Annotated in this window: 16 protein-coding genes; 7 read left to right on the top strand and 9 right to left on the bottom strand. The window is 72.7% G+C overall.

Going from position 1 to position 17,325, the window contains the following annotated elements:
- Positions 1-53: 53 nt before the first annotated feature.
- Positions 54-506 (bottom strand): DoxX family protein, encoded by a 453-nt coding sequence (locus ACGFU6_RS19575; protein ID WP_393612337.1) that lies wholly within the window; start codon positions 504-506, stop codon positions 54-56.
- A 206-nt stretch (positions 507-712) separates the two neighbouring features.
- Between ACGFU6_RS19575 and ACGFU6_RS19570 the strand changes: the two genes are divergently transcribed.
- The 4 genes from ACGFU6_RS19570 (at position 713) to ACGFU6_RS19555 (ending at position 6,044) form a co-directional block, all read left to right on the top strand.
- Positions 713-1,900, top strand: a complete 1,188-nt coding sequence (locus ACGFU6_RS19570) for a flavin-containing monooxygenase (protein ID WP_393612336.1) — start codon at positions 713-715, stop codon at positions 1,898-1,900.
- Between the two features lie 263 nt (positions 1,901-2,163).
- A complete protein-coding gene (locus ACGFU6_RS19565; protein WP_393612334.1) occupies positions 2,164-4,392 on the top strand; it encodes an acetate--CoA ligase family protein in 2,229 nt (742 codons plus the stop codon).
- 106 nt (positions 4,393-4,498) lie between these two features.
- Positions 4,499-5,338: an enoyl-CoA hydratase/isomerase family protein gene (locus tag ACGFU6_RS19560; protein ID WP_393612332.1), complete on the top strand. Its 840-nt coding sequence runs from the start codon at positions 4,499-4,501 to the stop codon at positions 5,336-5,338.
- Between the two features lie 85 nt (positions 5,339-5,423).
- A complete protein-coding gene (locus tag ACGFU6_RS19555; protein WP_393612331.1) occupies positions 5,424-6,044 on the top strand; it encodes a flavin reductase family protein in 621 nt (206 codons plus the stop codon).
- A 60-nt stretch (positions 6,045-6,104) separates the two neighbouring features.
- Here the strand turns inward: ACGFU6_RS19555 and ACGFU6_RS19550 are convergent, their stop codons facing one another.
- On the bottom strand, positions 6,105-7,310 hold the full coding sequence (locus tag ACGFU6_RS19550; protein WP_393612330.1) for an MFS transporter: 1,206 nt from the start codon (positions 7,308-7,310) through the stop codon (positions 6,105-6,107).
- Between the two features lie 448 nt (positions 7,311-7,758).
- On the opposite strand from ACGFU6_RS19550, the gene ACGFU6_RS19545 reads away from it, so the two are divergent.
- A complete protein-coding gene (locus ACGFU6_RS19545) occupies positions 7,759-8,034 on the top strand; it encodes a hypothetical protein (protein WP_393612328.1) in 276 nt (91 codons plus the stop codon).
- Here the strand turns inward: ACGFU6_RS19545 and ACGFU6_RS19540 are convergent.
- Together ACGFU6_RS19540 and ACGFU6_RS19535 are read right to left on the bottom strand one after the other, a co-directional pair.
- A complete protein-coding gene (locus ACGFU6_RS19540) occupies positions 7,991-8,443 on the bottom strand; it encodes a DUF2809 domain-containing protein (RefSeq protein ID WP_393612326.1) in 453 nt (150 codons plus the stop codon). The two genes, ACGFU6_RS19545 and ACGFU6_RS19540, sit on opposite strands and share 44 nt — an antisense overlap.
- Complete coding sequence (locus ACGFU6_RS19535; protein WP_393612639.1) at positions 8,440-9,663, bottom strand: MFS transporter; 1,224 nt, start codon at positions 9,661-9,663, stop codon at positions 8,440-8,442. Before ACGFU6_RS19535 ends, ACGFU6_RS19540 begins: the two co-directional genes overlap by 4 nt.
- 196 nt (positions 9,664-9,859) lie before the next feature.
- Between ACGFU6_RS19535 and ACGFU6_RS19530 the strand changes: the two genes are divergently transcribed.
- A complete protein-coding gene (locus tag ACGFU6_RS19530; protein ID WP_393612324.1) occupies positions 9,860-10,852 on the top strand; it encodes a GlxA family transcriptional regulator in 993 nt (330 codons plus the stop codon).
- Positions 10,853-10,878: 26 nt separating this feature from the next.
- Here the strand turns inward: ACGFU6_RS19530 and ACGFU6_RS19525 are convergent, their stop codons facing one another.
- The 3 genes from ACGFU6_RS19525 to ACGFU6_RS19515 all read right to left on the bottom strand — a co-directional run bounded on the left by ACGFU6_RS19525 (position 10,879) and on the right by ACGFU6_RS19515 (position 14,226).
- Positions 10,879-11,928, bottom strand: coding sequence for a Zn-dependent alcohol dehydrogenase (locus ACGFU6_RS19525; protein WP_393612322.1), 1,050 nt, complete (start codon positions 11,926-11,928; stop codon positions 10,879-10,881).
- Positions 11,925-13,124 carry an acyl-CoA dehydrogenase family protein gene (locus ACGFU6_RS19520; protein ID WP_393612320.1) on the bottom strand — a complete coding sequence of 400 codons (1,200 nt, stop codon included), beginning with the start codon at positions 13,122-13,124 and terminating at the stop codon, positions 11,925-11,927. The genes ACGFU6_RS19525 and ACGFU6_RS19520 overlap by 4 nt, the downstream gene beginning before the upstream one ends.
- Positions 13,125-13,293: 169 nt before the next feature.
- Positions 13,294-14,226 (bottom strand): SDR family oxidoreductase, encoded by a 933-nt coding sequence (locus ACGFU6_RS19515; RefSeq protein ID WP_393612319.1) that lies wholly within the window; start codon positions 14,224-14,226, stop codon positions 13,294-13,296.
- An 82-nt stretch (positions 14,227-14,308) separates the two neighbouring features.
- Here ACGFU6_RS19515 and ACGFU6_RS19510 point away from each other — a divergent pair, with 82 nt between their 5' ends.
- The gene (locus ACGFU6_RS19510) at positions 14,309-15,235 is read left to right on the top strand and encodes a cyclase family protein (protein WP_393612318.1); all 927 of its coding nucleotides are present in this window, start codon (positions 14,309-14,311) and stop codon (positions 15,233-15,235) included.
- 76 nt (positions 15,236-15,311) lie between these two features.
- Here the strand turns inward: ACGFU6_RS19510 and ACGFU6_RS19505 are convergent, their stop codons facing one another.
- Together ACGFU6_RS19505 and ACGFU6_RS19500 are read right to left on the bottom strand one after the other, a co-directional pair.
- Positions 15,312-15,869: an ATP-binding protein gene (locus ACGFU6_RS19505; protein WP_393612316.1), complete on the bottom strand. Its 558-nt coding sequence runs from the start codon at positions 15,867-15,869 to the stop codon at positions 15,312-15,314.
- A 495-nt stretch (positions 15,870-16,364) separates the two neighbouring features.
- The gene (locus tag ACGFU6_RS19500) at positions 16,365-17,318 is read right to left on the bottom strand and encodes an acyl-CoA dehydrogenase family protein (protein ID WP_393612314.1); all 954 of its coding nucleotides are present in this window, start codon (positions 17,316-17,318) and stop codon (positions 16,365-16,367) included.
- Positions 17,319-17,325 lie beyond the last annotated feature (7 nt).

Below are 17,325 nucleotides of genomic sequence, written 5' to 3'. Positions count from 1 at the left end.
CGGCGCGGAGGCCGGCGAGGGCCGGGGGGCCGGTGTGGCCGGGCTGTCGGCGGTCACAGGAACAGTCCGATCGCGTGGTCGACGGACCAGGTCTGCCAGGACATCGCGAACAGTGCGACGAGGGAGCTCAGCGCCATCATCGCGTTCTGCCCCTGCTCGGCCCAGTCGTGGATCATCAGCACCAGGTACAGCAGGTTGAGCAGCAGCCCCGCGATCAGCGCGACCGGGGTCAGCAGCCCGGTGACCAGGCCGAGCCCCAGGGCGAGTTCCGCGTAGACGACGACGTACGCCATCGCCTTCGGGCGCGGCGCGACGACCTTCTCGAAGCCGTTGCGGACCACCGGCCAACGGTGCTTCCCCGCGACGTCCGCGGCCCAGGCGATGCCGGTGCCGCGCTCGAACCAGCCCTTCTTGTCCTTGTGCCGCCAGCTCTCCAGCCACCACAGGCCGAGGCCTATCCGGAGCACGGCGAGCCACTGGGCTCCGTCGAGCCAGATCGTCCGCATGGGGCCCTCCCGTTCACCTAATCTGACGGTACGTCAGTTCACCTGATGGCGGCGGCCCGCGCAAGGGGTGCGCAAGGGGCGGGCAAGGGGCGGGCAAGGCCCAGGAGCCCGCAGCCGGCTCATGGGTGCGTACCCGTGATCAATTCGCAATCGATTCCGGTCTTGACCGAGACCCATCAACAGAGCGCGCGATTACGCTCCAAACCATGCCCGACAGCACATCTGCCCCCGGTAGCCCCATTCCGGCCTCCGTCACGCTCACCGAGGACCGGCCCGTCTACGTCATCGGCGGCGGTCCGGGCGGTCTCGCCGCCGCGGCGGCCCTGCGCGCGCAGGGCCAACGGGCCGTCGTGCTGGAGAAGTCCGGGGACGTCGGCGCGTCCTGGCGACGTCACTACGACCGGCTGCACCTGCACACCACCCGGCGCTGGTCCGCCCTGCCGGGGCTGCCCATGCCCCGCCGGTTCGGCCGCTGGGTGTCCCGCGACAACGTGGTGCGCTACCTGGAGAAGTACGCCGAGCACCACGAGCTGGAGGTGGTGACCGGCGTCGAGGTCTCCCGCGTCGACCCGGCACCGGACGGCACCGGATGGCGGCTGACCGCGACCGGCGGCCGCGAGCTGACCGGGCGGGCCGTGGTCGTGGCCACCGGCTTCAACCACACCCCGCGCATCCCCGACTGGTCCGGGCGCGACACCTTCACCGGCGAACTCCTGCACGCCGCCGACTACCGCGACCCGGCCCCCTACGCGGGCAAGGACGTCCTCGTCGTGGGCGTCGGCAACACCGGGGCCGAGATCGCCGTCGACCTGGTGGAGGGCGGGGCGGCACGGGTGCGGCTCGCGGTGCGCACCGCTCCGCACATCCTGCGCCGCTCCACGGCGGGCTGGCCCGCGCAGGGCACCGGCATCCTGGTGCGCCGGCTGCCGGTCGCGCTCGTCGACCGGGCCGGGCGCCTGCTGACCCGGGTCTCGATGCCCGACCTGGCCGAACAGGGCCTGCCCCGGCCGGAGACCGGCCTCTACTCGCGGGTCAAGGACGGTGCGATCCCGGTCCAGGACGTGGGGCTGATCAAGGCCGTGAAGGCCGGTCACGTGGTGCCGGTGGCGGCCGTCGAGTCCTTCGACAAGGGCGAGGTGGTCCTGGCCGACGGGTCCCGGATCACCCCGGACGCCGTCGTCGCCGCGACCGGCTATCTGCGCTCCCTGGAGGGGCTGGTCGGCCACCTCGGGGTGCTGGACGCGCGGGGCCGGCCCGTGGTGCACGGCGGCCGCACGCCGAAGCAGGCCCCCGGCCTCTACTTCACCGGGTTCACCAACCCGATCAGCGGCATGCTCCGCGAACTGGCCCGGGACGCGGAGAAGATCGCCAGGAAGCTCGCCCGCACGGGCTGAGCCGGGGGCGGCCGGGAGGAGTCAGCCCGTGGTCCCGCCCCTGGGCGCGGGGTTACGGGGGCGCCGCCGCGCCCCCGATCGCCGGGCGGGCCCGAAGGGGCGCCCGGCCCCGCCCGCCTGCTCCCGGAGGCGCCACTCTCAGCCTTTGCCTGCACACCCATTCCTGACGGGCCGTCAGTTCAGTAACCTGACAGAGCGTCAGTTCATGACGTCGGCCGGGCGGCACGAGCGCCGGGGACCTTCGAGCAGGAGTGGGCGGAACGATGCTTGGATCGACTCACGGCACCCTCACCACCGACTTCCGCGCCAGGGTGGTGGCCTGCGGCGAGGAGCCGCACGCCGCCGTCCACAGCATGACGGCCGCCGCGGCGGAAGGCGACCTCGATGTCAGCGGCCGTCCGCTGCACGCGGCCGTGCCGGATCTGGACCGGTTCTTCCGGCCGGAGTCCGTGGCTGTCATCGGCGCGTCCGACACCGACGGCCGGCCCAACACCGGCATCACCCGGCAGCTCATCGCCTGGGCCGAACGGGTCGGGGCACGGCTGTATCCCGTGCACCCCACGCGCGAGTCCGTCTTCGGACGGGTGTGCTCTCCTTCCGTGTCCGATCTGCCGGAACAGGTGGATCTGGCGGTGCTGCTGGTCGGTGACCCGCTCCCGGTGATCGAGGAACTCGCCCACGCCAAGGTGAAGTTCGCCGTCGCCTTCGCGTCCGGGTTCGCGGAGACCGGGGCGGAGGGCGCCGCCGCGCAGGCCCGGCTGGCCGCCGCGGTGGAGCGATCGGGGCTGCGGCTGCTCGGGCCGAACACCAACCTCAACGCGTTCGAGGAGTTCCGGGACGACCTGGAGGGGCCGGCGATCGCACTGATCACCCAGTCCGGCCACCAGGGGCGCCCCGTCTACACCCTTCAGGAGCTGGGCGTGCGGCTCTCGCACTGGGCGCCCACGGGCAACGAGGCGGACCTGGAGACCTCGGACTTCATCTCGTACTTCTCCCAGCGTCCCGAGGTCGGAGCCATCGCCTGCTACGTGGAGGGGCTCAAGGACGGGCGCTCCTTTCTGCTCGCCGCCGACCGGGCCGCACGGGCCGGCGTCCCGGTGGTGGCGGTCAAGGTCGGGCGTACGGAGACGGGGGCCAGGATGGCCGCGTCACACACCGGCAAGCTGACCGGCGCCGACCAGGTCGTCGACGCGGCGATGCGGCAGTTCGGCGTGATCCGGGTGGACGGTCTGGACGAGCTCCAGGACACCGCCGCCCTACTGGCGCGGGCACGCAAACCGCTGGCCGACGGGGTCGTGGTGTATTCGATCTCGGGCGGCACGGGCGCGCACTTCTCGGACCTGGCGACCGCGGCGGGCCTGGACATCCCGGTCCTGTCCGAGGAGAAGCAGGTCGAGCTGCACACCTGGATACCCGGCTACCTGAACGTGGCGAACCCCGTCGACAACGGCGGGCACCCGGTAGGCGACTGGCGTGGCCGGAAGATCATCGACGCGATACTCGCGGACCCCTCGGTCGGGGTGCTGATCTGTCCGATCACCGGCCCCTTCCCCCCGATGAGCGACAAACTCGCGCAGGACCTGGTGGACGCGGCGGAGGCCACGGACAAGCTGGTGTGCGTGGTGTGGGGTTCGCCGGTCGGCACCGAGGACGCGTACCGCACGACGCTGCTCGGCTCCTCGCGCGTGGCCACCTTCCGTACCTTCGGCAACTGCATCACCGCCGTGAAGGCCTATCAGGACCACCACCGGTTCGCCGCGTCCTACCGCTCCCCCTTCGACGAGGCGCCGCGCACCCCGTCGCCCTCGTTCCGCAAGGCGCAGGCGCTGATGCGTCCGGGCCGCCAGTTGAGCGAGCACGCGGCGAAGCAGCTGCTGCGGGCGTACGGGATCCGGGTGCCCCGCGAGCAGTTGGTGACCAGCGCCGCCGCGGCCGTCCGGGCGGCCGCGCTGGTCGGCTACCCCGTCGTCATGAAGGCGTCCGGCGCGCAGCTGGCCCACAAGACCGAACTGGGCCTGGTCAAGGTCGGGCTCACCTCCGCCAGCCAGGTGCGGGACGCCTATCGCGAGCTGACCGACATCGCGCGCTACGAGGACGTCGAGCTGGACGGGATCCTGGTCTGCCAGATGATCGAGCGGGGCGTCGAGATGATGGTCGGCGTCACGCAGGACGCCCTGTTCGGTCCGACCGTGACCGTCGGGCTCGGCGGCGTGCTGGTCGAGGTGCTGCACGACGCGGCGGTGCGGGTGCCGCCCTTCGGTGAGGACCAGGCGCGGGCGATGCTCGGCGAGCTGCGCGGCCGGGCCCTGCTGGAAGGGGTGCGCGGCGGTGCGCCGGTGGACGTGGACGCGCTCGTGGAAGTGGTGCTGCGGGTGCAGCGGATGGCGCTGGAACTGGGCGACGACCTGTGCGAACTGGACATCAATCCACTGATGGTGCTGGGGCGGGGGCAGGGCGCGGTGGCGCTGGACGCACTCGCGGTCTGCCGCTGACCGGCCCCACCGCCGCCCCCCTCGCCACCGCTCCCCCCGCCGAGCCCGCCACCTGCCCCGGCGCCTGCCCCGCAAGCCGTCCCGCCACCTGCCCAGGAGCTGCCTCATGCCGTCCTCCCCCGAAGACACCACCGACCGGAGCGACCCGTCCGGACCGCCTGATTCATTGATACTCCACGCCACTGACAACGGCGTCTCGACGATCACCCTCAACCGCCCGGAGGCGATGAACGCCGTCACCTGGGACCAGCGCGAACGCGTCATCGCGCTGCTCGCGGAGGCCTCGGCCGACCCCGGGGTGCGGGCCGTCGTACTGACCGCCACCGGCCGGGGCTTCTGTGCCGGCGCCGATCTGCGGGGCGCCCCGGTGTCCGGCGACCGGGTGCCCGGCGATGTCGCCCGGACGATACGGCTCGGCGCCCAGCGGCTGATCGCCGCCGTCCTGGACTGCGAGAAGCCCGTCATCGCCGCCGTCAACGGCACGGCGGCCGGTATCGGGGCCCATCTCGCCCTCGCCTGCGACTTGGTGCTGGCCGCCGAGTCCGCGAAGTTCATCGAGGTGTTCGTGCGCCGCGGCCTCGTACCGGACGGTGGCGGCGCGTACCTGCTGCCCCGGCTGGTCGGGCCGCAGCGTGCCAAGGAGCTGATGTTCTTCGGGGACTCGCTCCCGGCCCGGGACGCGGAGCGCCTGGGGCTCGTCAACCGGACCGTCCCGGACGAGGAACTGGCGGCGACCGCGCGTGCCTGGGCCCAGCGGCTGGCCGAGGGCCCCACCCGTTCGATCGCCCTCACCAAGCAGCTGGTCAACGCCTCGCTGGACACCGACCGGGCCACGGCGTTCGCCGCCGAGGCCATGGCCCAGGAGGTCAACATGACCACGCAGGACGCCAACGAGGGCGTGGCGAGCTTCGTGGAGCGACGGGCACCGAAGTACCGGGGCGTATAGGGACTTTCGTCTTCAGGCCGTGTCCGCACCCTTCCAATCTGACGCTTCGTCAGTTCTAATCGGGAGAGTGATGGGACACGCAGGCATGGCCGCAACCGCCGTCCGCTACCTCAGGTCCGTCGGCGCCGCGACGGCCGTCTCCCCGGTACCGGTCGATCCACTGCCGCGCCCGGCCCTGCGGGCCGTCTCCGACGACGAGCGGCTGCCCGTCGATCCGGGCGAGTTCCGCCGGGTGCTCGGGCACTTCGCGAGCGGGGTCACCATCGTCACGGCGCTCGATCTGAACGGCAACGACGGCACGGCCGGTCCGGCCGGGTTCGCCTGCCAGTCGTTCGCGTCGCTCTCGCTGGACCCGCCGCTGGTCACGTTCATGGTCGCCCGTACGTCGACGACCTGGCCGCGCATCGCCCGCGCCGGGGTCTTCTGCGTCAACATCCTGGGCGCGGAACAGGGCGCGCTGTGCCGGTCCTTCGCGGTCAGCGGGGCCGACAAGTTCGCCGGGGTGGCCCACCGCCCCGCCCCCGCGACCGGGTCACCGCTGCTGGACTCCGTGGCCGCCTGGGTCGACTGCCGCATCCAGGCCGTCCACACCGGCGGCGACCACCTGATCGTGGTCGGCCGGGTGGAGGCGCTGGGCGCGGCGGACGGGGACGGGAACGGCCCGCTGCTGTTCCACCAGGGGACGTTCGGGCGCTTCAGCCGCTGATCGGGCCCGGGACGTTCGGGCGCTCCGGCCGCTGAAGCGGGCCCGGGGGCCGGCCCCCGTTCACACGGCTTCGGCGGTCGCCGGTTCGCGGACGCGGCGGATCAGCAGCGCCATCAGCGCCGCCATCGCGCACATCGCGCCGGCCGCGTACCAGACCACGTCGTACGAGCCGAAGTGGTCGCGCGCCACCCCGCCGAGGAACGCCACCAGGGCGGCGCCCACCTGGTGGGAGGCCAGGACCCAGCCGAAGACGATCGCGCTGTCCTCGCCGAACCGCTCCCGGCACAGGGCCAGGGTCGGCGGGACCGTGGCGACCCAGTCCAGTCCGTAGAACACGATGAAGAAGACCATCGGAGGCTCCACCGTGGGGTGCAGGAGCAACGGCAGGAACAGCAGCGAGATCCCGCGCAGCGCGTAGTAGACGGCCAGCAGCCGGCGGGCGTCGAAGCGGTCGGTGAGCCAGCCCGAGAAGACCGTGCCGACGATGTCGAAGATCCCGACGACGGCCAGCAGGGAGGCCGCGGCGGTGATGGGCATGCCGTGGTCGTGCGCCGAGGGGACGAAGTGGGTGCGGATCAGGCCGTTGGTCGAGGCGCCGCAGATCGCGAAGGTCCCGGCCAGCAGCCAGAACGGTCCGGTGCGGGCGGCGTCGAACAGAACGCGTACGGTCCGGCTCGCCGCACCCTGCGCGGGCGCGGGCTTCTCCACGTACTCCCCGCCGTACGGGGCCAGCCCCACATCGGCCGGGTGGTCGCGCATCAGGAGCCAGACGAACGGGACGACGACCAGGGCCGCGAGCGCGACGGTCACCGAGGCCGGGCGCCAGCCGTGCCGGTCGACGATCCAGGCGCAGAGCGGCAGGAAGACCAGCTGGCCGGAGGCGCCGGCCGCCGTGAGGATGCCGGTGACCAGGCCGCGCCGGGCGACGAACCAGCGGTTGGTGACCGTCGCGGAGAAGGCCATCGCCATCGAGCCGGTACCGAGGCCGACGAGCAGCCCCCAGTAGATCATCAGCTGCCAGGCGGCGGTCATCCAGACGCTGGCCAGCGCCCCGGCGGCGACCGCGCTGAGCGCGACGACCACGACCCGGCGGATGCCGAACCGGTCCATCAGCGCCGCGGCGAACGGCGCCGTGAGCCCGTACAGCGCCATGTCGAGGGAGACCGCGAGACCGATCTCCCCGCGCGACCAGCCGAAATCCGAGTTCAGGGGGTCGATGAGCAGCCCGGGAAGGGAGTTGAAGGCCGCGCCGCCGATGATCGTCACGAAGGTGACGGCGGCGACGATCCACGCGCGGTGGATACGCGGCCGGCGCCGCGCCTCGGGGGTGGTCCGCCGGCGGGCGTCCCGGCGGGAGATTCCGTTGTCTGGGTCACGTCACTCAGCATCCGGCCACCGCACCCCTCCCCACGAGTGGCCCGATGGACACTGTTCGCAGGAATCGGGCCACGCCGAATCGAGCCCCGGGTCCGGCGCCCCCGCCGCGGTCGCCCGGGAAGCGGGCCGGCGGGGACGCGGACACCGGTCCGGCGCCGTGGACCGGTCAGCGCAGCCGCACCAACCGACCCGCATCCGGAGCCGTTTCACGCTGCGCGTACGCTCACCTGCTCCGGCGGCCCGTGTACGCAGACGGGCCCGCGCCGCCCCATCCACGTCCTCGGAGGACCTCATGCACTGGGTCGCGACTCAGAGATTCCACCATCGGTCCGCACTGATGCAGAGGTGGGGCGTCGTACTGCTGCTCGGCGCCTGCGCCCTGTGGATATGGCTGGCCTTCCTGCTGGCCGACCGGTCCGACGCGTACTGCTATCGCGTCTGCGAGCAGATCACGGACCTGTCCGAGCTGCTCACCATCCTGATCGTGTCCGTGCCGCTGTCGGTCCTGGGTGCGGCACTGCTCATCGGCGGCAGTGTGCGCCGGCAGACCAGCGCACACATTCACCAGGTCATCGAGATGCAGCAGTCCGAGGACCGGGCACGCGAGAAGTGAGCGCCACGGCGTGCACGCCCCAGGCCGCCGCCGCGCCCACCGCGTACCAGAGCAGGTCCGGCGCGTTGAACGTCGAGCCCAGCACCAGCCGGGCCACCGCGCTGTGCCGGGACAGCGCGGCGGGGACCCCGGTCAGCTGGAGCAGTTCGACCGCCCAGCTGACCGCCAGCCCCGTGCCGGCCACCGCGACCGGCCGGGCGCGCGGCGCGCACAGCGCGACGAGGGCGCAGATCAGGACGGTGTAGAGCGCGTCCCCGGCGTACTTGGCGACATCCCCGGCCGCGACGGCACGCACGCCGAGCCCGGCCGCGACGGTCGCCGCGGCCGCCGCCGCCGCGACGATGCGGCGCCGGTACGCACGCGGGCCACGCCCACGCTCCGGCCCCGCTCCGGGCCGCCGCCCTCTCACCTGATCCGCTCCAGCCGCCTGATCGGCCGGGCCGCGAGCAGTACGCCCACCGCCAGTACGTTGATCACCGCCCCGGCCAGCAGCACCTCCGGGGCGCCCACCCGGTCCGCGACCGGGCCCGCCAGCGCCCGGCCCGCCGCCAGCATCAGCAGCGATCCGGCCACGTCGTACGCGTGCAGCCGGTTCAGCGCCTCCGGCGGCACCTGCGTCTGGACGGTCGTCGACCACATCACCAGCCAGAACGCGAACGCCGAGCCCGCGATGAACTGCCCGGCCCCCAGCGCGAACACGGGCAGCCCGAGCCCCAGCGCCAGCAGGTTCACGCACACCCCGGTCAGCGCCACGGCCCCCGCCGCCAGCGGGCGGCGTGGCCGCAGCCGCAGGGCGAGCAGCCCGCCGACGACGCTGCCCGCGCCGTTCACCGCCATCATCGCGCCGTACGTCCCCGAGCCGTGCGCCTCGGTCACCTCGATCGCGGTCAGCGGGAGCATCGGGCCGAGCACGGTGAAGCCGTACACCGTCCAGATCGCGATCACTCCCCACAGCCAGCTGCGCGCCCGGAACTCGCGCCACCCGTCGACCAGTTCGGCGACGAACGTGCCGCGCCGGGCCTCATCGGAGGGGGCCGGGGCCAGTCGCAGCAGGAAGAGGCAGATGCCGGAGACCAGGAACGTCGAGGCGTTCGCCGCGTAGACCGCTCCGGCGCTGGCCAGACCGACCAGGACACCCGCGAACGCCGGGCCCGCCATGGTCATCAGCGCCTCGGAGACCCTGAGCACGGCGTTGGCACGCTGCACGTCCGAGGACACCCGGGGCACGGTCGAGGCGACCCCCGGCTGGAACAGCGCCGCCCCCACACCGGCCACCGAGCTCAGCGAGTAGACCGCCCACAGCGGCGGGTTGCCGACCGCGAAGGAGACCGCGAGCGCCGAGGCGCCGAGCAGCCGCAACGTGTCGGCGATGATCATCATCCGGCGCGGGGTGAACCGGTCCGCCAGCACGCCGCCGAAGAGCACGAACAGCGCCAGCGGCCCCATCCAGGCCGCCAGCGCGTACCCCACGGACGAGTGCGGGCGCCCCGCCCCCAGCAGGCCCGCCGTGAGCGCCACCGGAATCATTCCGTCGCCGAAGAGCGCCGCGGTACGGGCGACGAAGAAGAGCCGGAAGTTGCGGTTCCAGAGGGGTTCGGTCCCGGCGGGCGGATACGGCAGCGGGGGCAGCTGGGACAACGGGGATGCGGGGGACGCGGGAGACGCCGGAGATATGGGGGACACAAGTGGCACCGGCGGCGCATCACGCACAGCGTTCTCGCGGTCCACGGCGGGAATGCGCGCGCGGTCTGCTGACTTTTCCTTCACACCGATGACATGTATCAGCTTATGGTCTATACCAGCTAGTGGGTGAAGGGAGTCCGCGGTGCCGCACCGAGTCGTCGTTCTCGCCCTCGATGGGTTGCTCCCCTTCGAACTGGGCATCCCCCAAAGGATATTCGGCCGTTCGCTCGGTACCGAGCCGCTCAACCGGGGCGAGAAGCTCTACGAAGTCGTGACCTGCTCGGTCCGCGCGCCCGGCCCGATCCACACCGACGCGGACTTCACGATCACCGTCGAGCACGGCCCGGAGGCCCTCGCCACCGCCGACACGGTGGTGATCCCCGCCAGCTACGAACTCGGCCCCGTCTACACCGAGGGCCGGCTCACCGACGAACTCGCCGCCGCATTCGCGCACATCAGGCCCGGCACCCGGATGGTCTCCATCTGCACCGGCGGCTACGTGCTCGCCGCCGCCGGCTACCTCGACGGGCGCCCCGCCACCACCCACTGGTCGGCCGCCGACCACTTCCAGGAGCTGTTCCCGGCGGTCCGGGTCGACCCCGACGTGCTGTTCATCGACGACGGCGACGTCCTGACGTCCGCCGGGGTCGCCGCCGGTATCGACCTCTGCCTGCACATCGTGCGCCGCGACCACGGCACCGCCATCGCCAACGACGTCGCCCGGCGCACCGTCGTACCGCCGCACCGCGACGGCGGCCAGGCGCAGTACATCCAGCGCCCGGTGCCCGACGCCCAGATCGCCGGGACGACGACCGCGCGGGCCTGGGCGCTGGGGCGGCTGGAACGGCCGATCCTGCTGCGCGACATGGCGCAGCAGGAGTCGATGAGCATCCGGACGTTCACCCGCCGGTTCCGCGAGGAGGTCGGGATCAGCCCGGTCCAGTGGCTGACCCAGCAGCGGGTGGAGCGGGCCCGCCAGCTGCTGGAGTCCACCGACCTGTCGATCGACCAGATCGCCCGCAACGCCGGCTTCGGGACGCCCACCTCACTGCGGCAGCACCTCCAGGCGGCGCTGGGGGTGTCGCCGACGACGTACCGCCGGACCTTCCGGGCGACGGCGGGGGACCGCTGCTGAGCGGGCTCCCCGCCGGCTCCCCGTCCTCAGAACACCAGCACCCCCCGTGCCACCCGCCCGTGGTGCGCGTCGTCCGCCGCCTTGGCGAAGTCCTCCACCGGGTAGGTCTCGGTGACGAGTTCGTCCAGCAGCAGCCGGCCCTCCCGGTACAGGTCCGCGTAAAGGGCGATGTCGCGCTGCGGGCGTGAGGAGCCGTAGCGGCAGCCGAGGATCGACTTGTCCAGGTACATCGACGAGACGAGGAACGACGCCTCGGCCGTCGCCGCCGGTACGCCCAGCAGGATCGCCTGGCCGTGCCGGTCGAGCAGGTCGATCGCGGTACGGATCAGCTCGGTGCGGCCCACGCACTCGAAGGCGTGGTCGGCGCCGCTGGGCAGGATCTCCTTGACGCCGTCCGCCGAGGTCAGGAAGTGTGTGGCGCCGAACTGCCGGGCCACCGCCTCCTTCGCCGGGTTGGAGTCGACCGCGACGATGGTCAGCGCGCCCGCGATCCGGGCGCCCTGGATCACGTTGAGCCCGATGCCGCCGGTGCCGATCACGACGACGCTCTCGCCCCGGTCGACCTTGGCCCGGTTCAGTACGGCTCCGACTCCCGTCAGCACCCCGCAGCCGATCAGGGCCGCCGAGGTGAGGGGCAGGTCCGCCGGGATCTTCACCGCCTGCACGGCCTTGACCAGGGTCCGTTCGGCGAACGCCGAGTTGGACGCGAACTGGTACAGCGGCTGCCCGCCCCGCGAGAACGGCTGCCCCGGCATCCCGATCGCCTTGCGGCACATCGTCGGCCGGCCCCGGTCGCACTGGGCGCAGGCGCCGCAGCTGGCGAGCGTGGACAGCGACACGTGGTCGCCGGGCGCCACGTGGCTCACTCCGGCCCCGACCGCCTCGACCACCCCGGCGCCCTCGTGGCCGAGCACCACCGGCAGCGGGAACGGGATCGTCCCGTCGATGACCGACAGATCGCTGTGGCAGAGGCCTGCCGCGGCCACCGCGACCAGCACCTCGCCGGGACCCGGATCACGTATCTCCAGGTCGTCGACGACCTCGGTCCGCTTGCCGTCGAAGACGACGCCTCTCATCTCGGCTCCCTCGGTAGGCCGAGCACGCGCTCGGCGATGATGTTCCGCTGGATCTCGTCCGAGCCGCCGTAGATGGTGTCGGACCGGGTGAACAGGAACAGGCGCTGTGCCTCGTCGATCTCGTACGGTGCGCCGGGCGACCAGTCGTGCGGGCCGACAGCTCCGGCCGCTCCCCTGATCTCCACGGCGAGTTCGCCCAGGCGTTTGTGCCAGCCGCCCCAGAGCAGTTTGGCGACGCTGGGTGCGCCGGGGTCGGTGGTGGTGCCGAGGGTGCGCAGGGCGTTCCAGCGCATCGTCCGCAGCTCGGCCCACTGGCGGACGAGCCGTTCGCGCAGGACCGGATCGCCGGTGGCGCCGCTGTCGACGGCCGCCCGGACCACACGGTCCAGCTCCGCGGCGAACCCGATCTGCTGGACGAGGGTGGAGACGCCGCGCTCCAGGGCGAGCAGGCCCATGGCGACGGTCCAGCCGTTGCCCTCGCCGCCGACCACCTCCTCGGCGCGCGCCCCGTCGAGGAAGACCTCGTTGAACTCGCTGGTCCCCGACATCTGCCGGATCGGCCGCACCTCGATCCGGCCCGGCTGGTCCATCGGCACCAGCAGGAAAGACAGCCCGTGGTGGCGCCGCGAACCGGCTTCGGTACGGGCCAGCACGAAGCACCAGTCGGCGTCCTGGGCGAGCGACGTCCAGACCTTCTGGCCCGTCACGCGGTATCCGCCGCGCTCCGGATCGCGTACGGCGGCCGTCCGCACCCCCGCCAGGTCCGACCCGGCGCCCGGTTCGCTGTACCCCTGGCACCACAGGGCCTCACCGTGTGCGATGGGCGGCAGGAACCGGTGGCGCTGCTCCTTGCTGCCGTAGGCGATGAGGGTCGGGGCGAGCAGGTTCTCCCCGATGTGGCCGACGCGGGCGGGGGCCCGGAGCCGGGCGTACTCCTCGGCCCAGACGACCTGCTGGGTGAGCGTGGCCCGCCGCCGGCCGCCGGCCGCCTCGCCGCCGTCCTCCCAGCCGAGGCCGATCCAGCCGCCTCGGCCGAGTTCGCGCTCCCAGGCCCGCCGGACCGCGATGCCCTCGTGCTCGCTGCCCGGACCGCCGGCGCCGATGGCCGCCGCGTACTCGTCGACGAGATGGGCCTCCAGCCAGGCGCGGGCCTCCTCGCGGAACGTGGCGTCGTCGGGGCCGAAGGTGAAGTCCACGCTGCGTCCTTTCGATAGGGGGCGTGTATGGGGCCGCCCATCCCGGGCCCGCCCGACTGTCCGGGGCACCGCCCATCTCAAGCCCGTCCGGCGATTGAGGACCGGGGCCCGGGGCAGCGCCCCGGCGACGAGCCCACACCCGGGAGCTCCGCCCCCGGACCCCCGCTCCTCAATCGCCGGAGGGGCTGGAACCACGCCGCTTCGCATTCCGCGCCGCCTCCGCCATCGCCTCCAGCTGCGCCAGCATCGGCATCGGGTCCGTGCCCACCGTCCCCGGCAGGAAGTCGGCGATGCGTTCCGGCGTCCAGGCGGCCCCCTCCGCGTACCCCGCGCGCAGCTCCCTCGGCTGGGCCCAGACCGCGATCTTCGGGCCCGCGATCGTGTACACCTGGCCGGTGATGCTCTCCGCTCGGGCCCGGTCGCTGAGGAGGTAGACGACGAGCGCGGCCACGTCCTCCGGCTCACCGATCTCCTTGAGCTCCATGGGCACGTTGGCGGACATCCGGGTACGCGCCACCGGCGCGACCGCGTTGGCCGTGACTCCGTATTTGTGCAGGCCCAGCGCCGCGCTGCGGACCAGCGAGATGATCCCGCCCTTCGCGGCGCTGTAGTTCGCCTGGGCGACGCTGCCCTGGTGGTTGCCGCTGGTGAAGCCGATCAGCGTGCCCGCGCCCTCCTGCTTGCGCATCACCGCGGACGCGGCCCGGAAGACGGTGAAGGTGCCCTTGAGGTGGGTGGCGACCACGGGGTCCCACTCCGCCTCGGACATGTTGAACAGCATCCGTTCACGCAGGATGCCGGCCACACACACCACCCCGTCGATACGCCCGAACCGCTCGAGGGCGGTGTCCACGACCCGCTGGCCGCCTGCCATGGTGGAGATGTCGTCGGCCACCGCGACCGCCTCACCGCCCGCCGCCACGATCTCCTTGACGACGGACTCGGCTATCTCGCTGGCGGGTTCGCCGCCCTCGATGGAGACGCCGTAGTCGTTGACCACGACTCTCGCCCCCTCGGCCGCCGCGGCGAGCGCGACCGCCCGTCCGATGCCCCTTCCGGCACCCGTGACGGCCACCACCTTGCCTGCCAAGAAGTTCCCCATGCCGGCCCCTTCCCGCGGTTTCTGACGGACCGTTAGATTCTATGGGTCATCAGGTCCACCGGCACAAGCCCCAGGAGGCTCCATGTCACTGCCGGACGAGTTCCACGACATCGCCAAGCGCGTGAACAACTGGGGCCGCTGGGGCGCGGACGACGAGATCGGGACGCTCAACCTCATCACCGACGAGGTGGTCCGTCAGGCGGCGGCCACCGTCCGTACCGGGCGGCGGGTGCCGCTGGCACTGGCGCTCAAGCAGGACGGCGTGCAGAGCGGGCTGATCCAGGGGCGGATCAACCCGCTGCACACCATGGTGCAGATCAATCAGGAGCTGTTCGGTCCCGGTACCGTCGCCACCAGCGACGACACCGCGGTCCTGAGCCTCCAGACCGCCACCCACTGGGACGCCCTCACTCACGTCTCGCACTCCGGGAAGATCTACAACGGCCGCCCGGCCGACAGCATCACCGCACACGAGGGGGCCAGGTTCAGCGGCATCGAGAAGGTCCCGCACCTCGTCTCGCGCGGGGTGCTGCTCGACGTGGCCCGCGCCCACGGACTGGACCGGCTGCCCGGCGGTCACGCCGTCACCCCCGACGACCTGGACGCGGCCGAGGAGCTGGCCGGGGTGCGGGTGCGTGCCGGGGACATCGTTCTCGTACGGACCGGACAGACGCAGGTCTATCTGGCCGGGGACAAACACGCGTACGGGTACCCGTCACCGGGGCTCTCGATCCGGACGCCCGAGTGGTTCAGGGCCCGGGATGTGGCCGCGGTCGCCAATGACACGCTGACCTTCGAGATCTTCCCGCCGGAGATCGACGGTCTGTGGCTGGGCGTGCACGCGCTGGATCTGGTCGAGATGGGCATGCTCCAGGGCCAGAACTGGAATCTGGAAGGCCTGTCCACCGCGTGTGCGGAGTCGAACCGCTACGGCTTCCTGCTCTCCGCCATGCCGGAGCCCTTCGTCGGCGCCACCGGCACACCGGTGGCCCCGGTCGCGGTCTTCTGAGGAGCGACCACCGCGGAGCCGGGCCGGGCGCGGGACGGCATCCCGCGCCCACAGACCCGGAGACCGGCTGCCGAACCTACGCGCGATGGGTGACCGCGTGCGACGGCTCGTACACGGCGCCCGCCTCGCGCCCCACAGCATCGCAGCCACCGGGGCCGCCGCACTGCCCGGCGCCGTGCGCACCGGCCCCGTGGGCGCAGGGCTGCATCTGGACCTGGATCACCGGGATACCCCGGTCCACCTCGCACCAGATGCGCTTGCCGGCGCCCTCCGGCTGCCAGCCCCAGCGGTCGGCCAGGCCGTCGACCAGCTCAAGGCCCCGGCCGCCGGTGTCCTCGCCCTCCGCGTGCCGCTGCTGCGGCGGGCGGCAGCTGGTGTCGGCCACCTCGACCCGCACGGTCCCGGCGTTGCCCGGTGCCCCCGTCGAGCCGAACAGCATGCGCAGCACGGCCGGACAGCCGGTGTGCACCACCGCGTTGGTGACGAGTTCCGAGATCAGCAGGATGAGCGTCTCGGCCAGCGGCTCGTCGTCTCTTATCCCGGACCCGACCAGCCGCGAGCGCGCCCATCTGCGGGCCCGCCCGACCTCTGCGGGGTCGGCCCCGACCTCCAACTGAACCTGAAGCACCTGCACCGCTCACACCATCCGAACCGGCGGACACATCGCCTCGCGCCTCCTCAGGGTCACGGAACGTGATTCCCTTACGAGACAGCATGGTTGACGTACAGTCACCGCAACAAGCGCTTCGGGCATATTCCAGCGCGAAGGAGTACGCGTGGTGCATACTGTGCGACGCACGCTGCGGAGAGTCGAACAGAGGCGCCCGGCGGCCACGAAAACCCCGGGAAACGTTTCCCCGGCAGGCCCGGCCCCTCTGCGTGGATCACGAGCAGGGCACCTCTCGCGGACCGGAGCAGCCGCACAGGCCACATCCGGATCGCCAGGTTCCAGAACCACTCGCATCCAACGGAGCGTACCCGAGCCCGGCGCCGACTCCACCCCGTGACGAATCACGCAAAGGACACAAGCCGGTATCGGTGCATACCGACTGCGCTGCGTCACTCCGCAGCGTGAACCTCAGGGGTCCGTAGCGTCACACGCACGCAGCGGACCCCCGGGAGCCCCGGGTCAGCCCAGATCGGCGGCCAGCACCTCCTCCGCGCCCGCCGCCGTGAGCCACTGCCCGGCCCGCAGCCAGGCCCGCTTGAGGTGCAGGTGGACATCCGCCTCCCAGGTGAAGCCCATGCCGCCGTGCACCTGGAGGCAGTCACGGGCGTTGCCGACGGCCGCCTCGTCGGCCAGCAGCTTGGCCCCGGCGATCTCCACGGGGTCCCCGGTCACGGCGGCCGCGTAGACCGCGCTGCGGGCCGTCTCGGCGCGCACCAGCATTCCGGCGCACAGATGCTTGACCGCCTGGAAGGACCCGATGGGCGCCGCGAACTGTTCACGTTCACCGGCGTGTTGAACCGCCGCCTCCAGGCTGCGGCCGGCACTGCCGAGCTGCTCTGCGGCGGTCAGCAGGGCGCCCTCGTGACGCGGCCGCGCCCCGTCCGGCAGCGGCTCGCCCTCGTACCCGGCCAGATCGGGCACCCGCCACAGGGGGGTGCCCGGGTCCAGCGACCGGACGGGGCCGGCCTCCCGTACGACCCGCCGCAGCGCCCCGCCGCTCAGCACCCGGCCGCCGCCCGCCTCCCCGTCCAGGACCAGCAGCGCATCGGCCCCGCCCAGGTGCCCCACCGGCCGCCCGGCCTCCGCCAGGGCCACCACCGCATCGCCCTCCGCCGCCCCCTTCACCGCGCCTGCGGCGAGCTGGGTGGCGGCCAGCGGTCCGGGCAGCAGCGCCCGACCCATCTCCTCGAACAGGAGTACGGATTCGGGCAGGCCGAGTCCGACGCCGCCCGCCGTCTCCGGCAGCCGCAGCGCGAACAACCCGGCCGCGCCGAGCTCCCGCCACAGCGCGCGGTCCACTCCCCCGCCGCCGTCGTGCGCCGCCCGCATCCGGTCCCTGTCGAACCGGCCCGCGAGCAGCTCCCGTATCCCCGCCCGGAGAGCCCGCTGGTCGTCCGAGAGCTGGAAGTCCACGCTCCGC

It is taken from the genome of Streptomyces sp. NPDC048462, from assembly GCF_043200175.1.
Lineage (GTDB): Bacteria > Actinomycetota > Actinomycetes > Streptomycetales > Streptomycetaceae > Streptomyces.
Note: the sequence above shows the minus strand (reverse complement) of the source record. Positions and strands in the feature narration are given on the sequence as shown.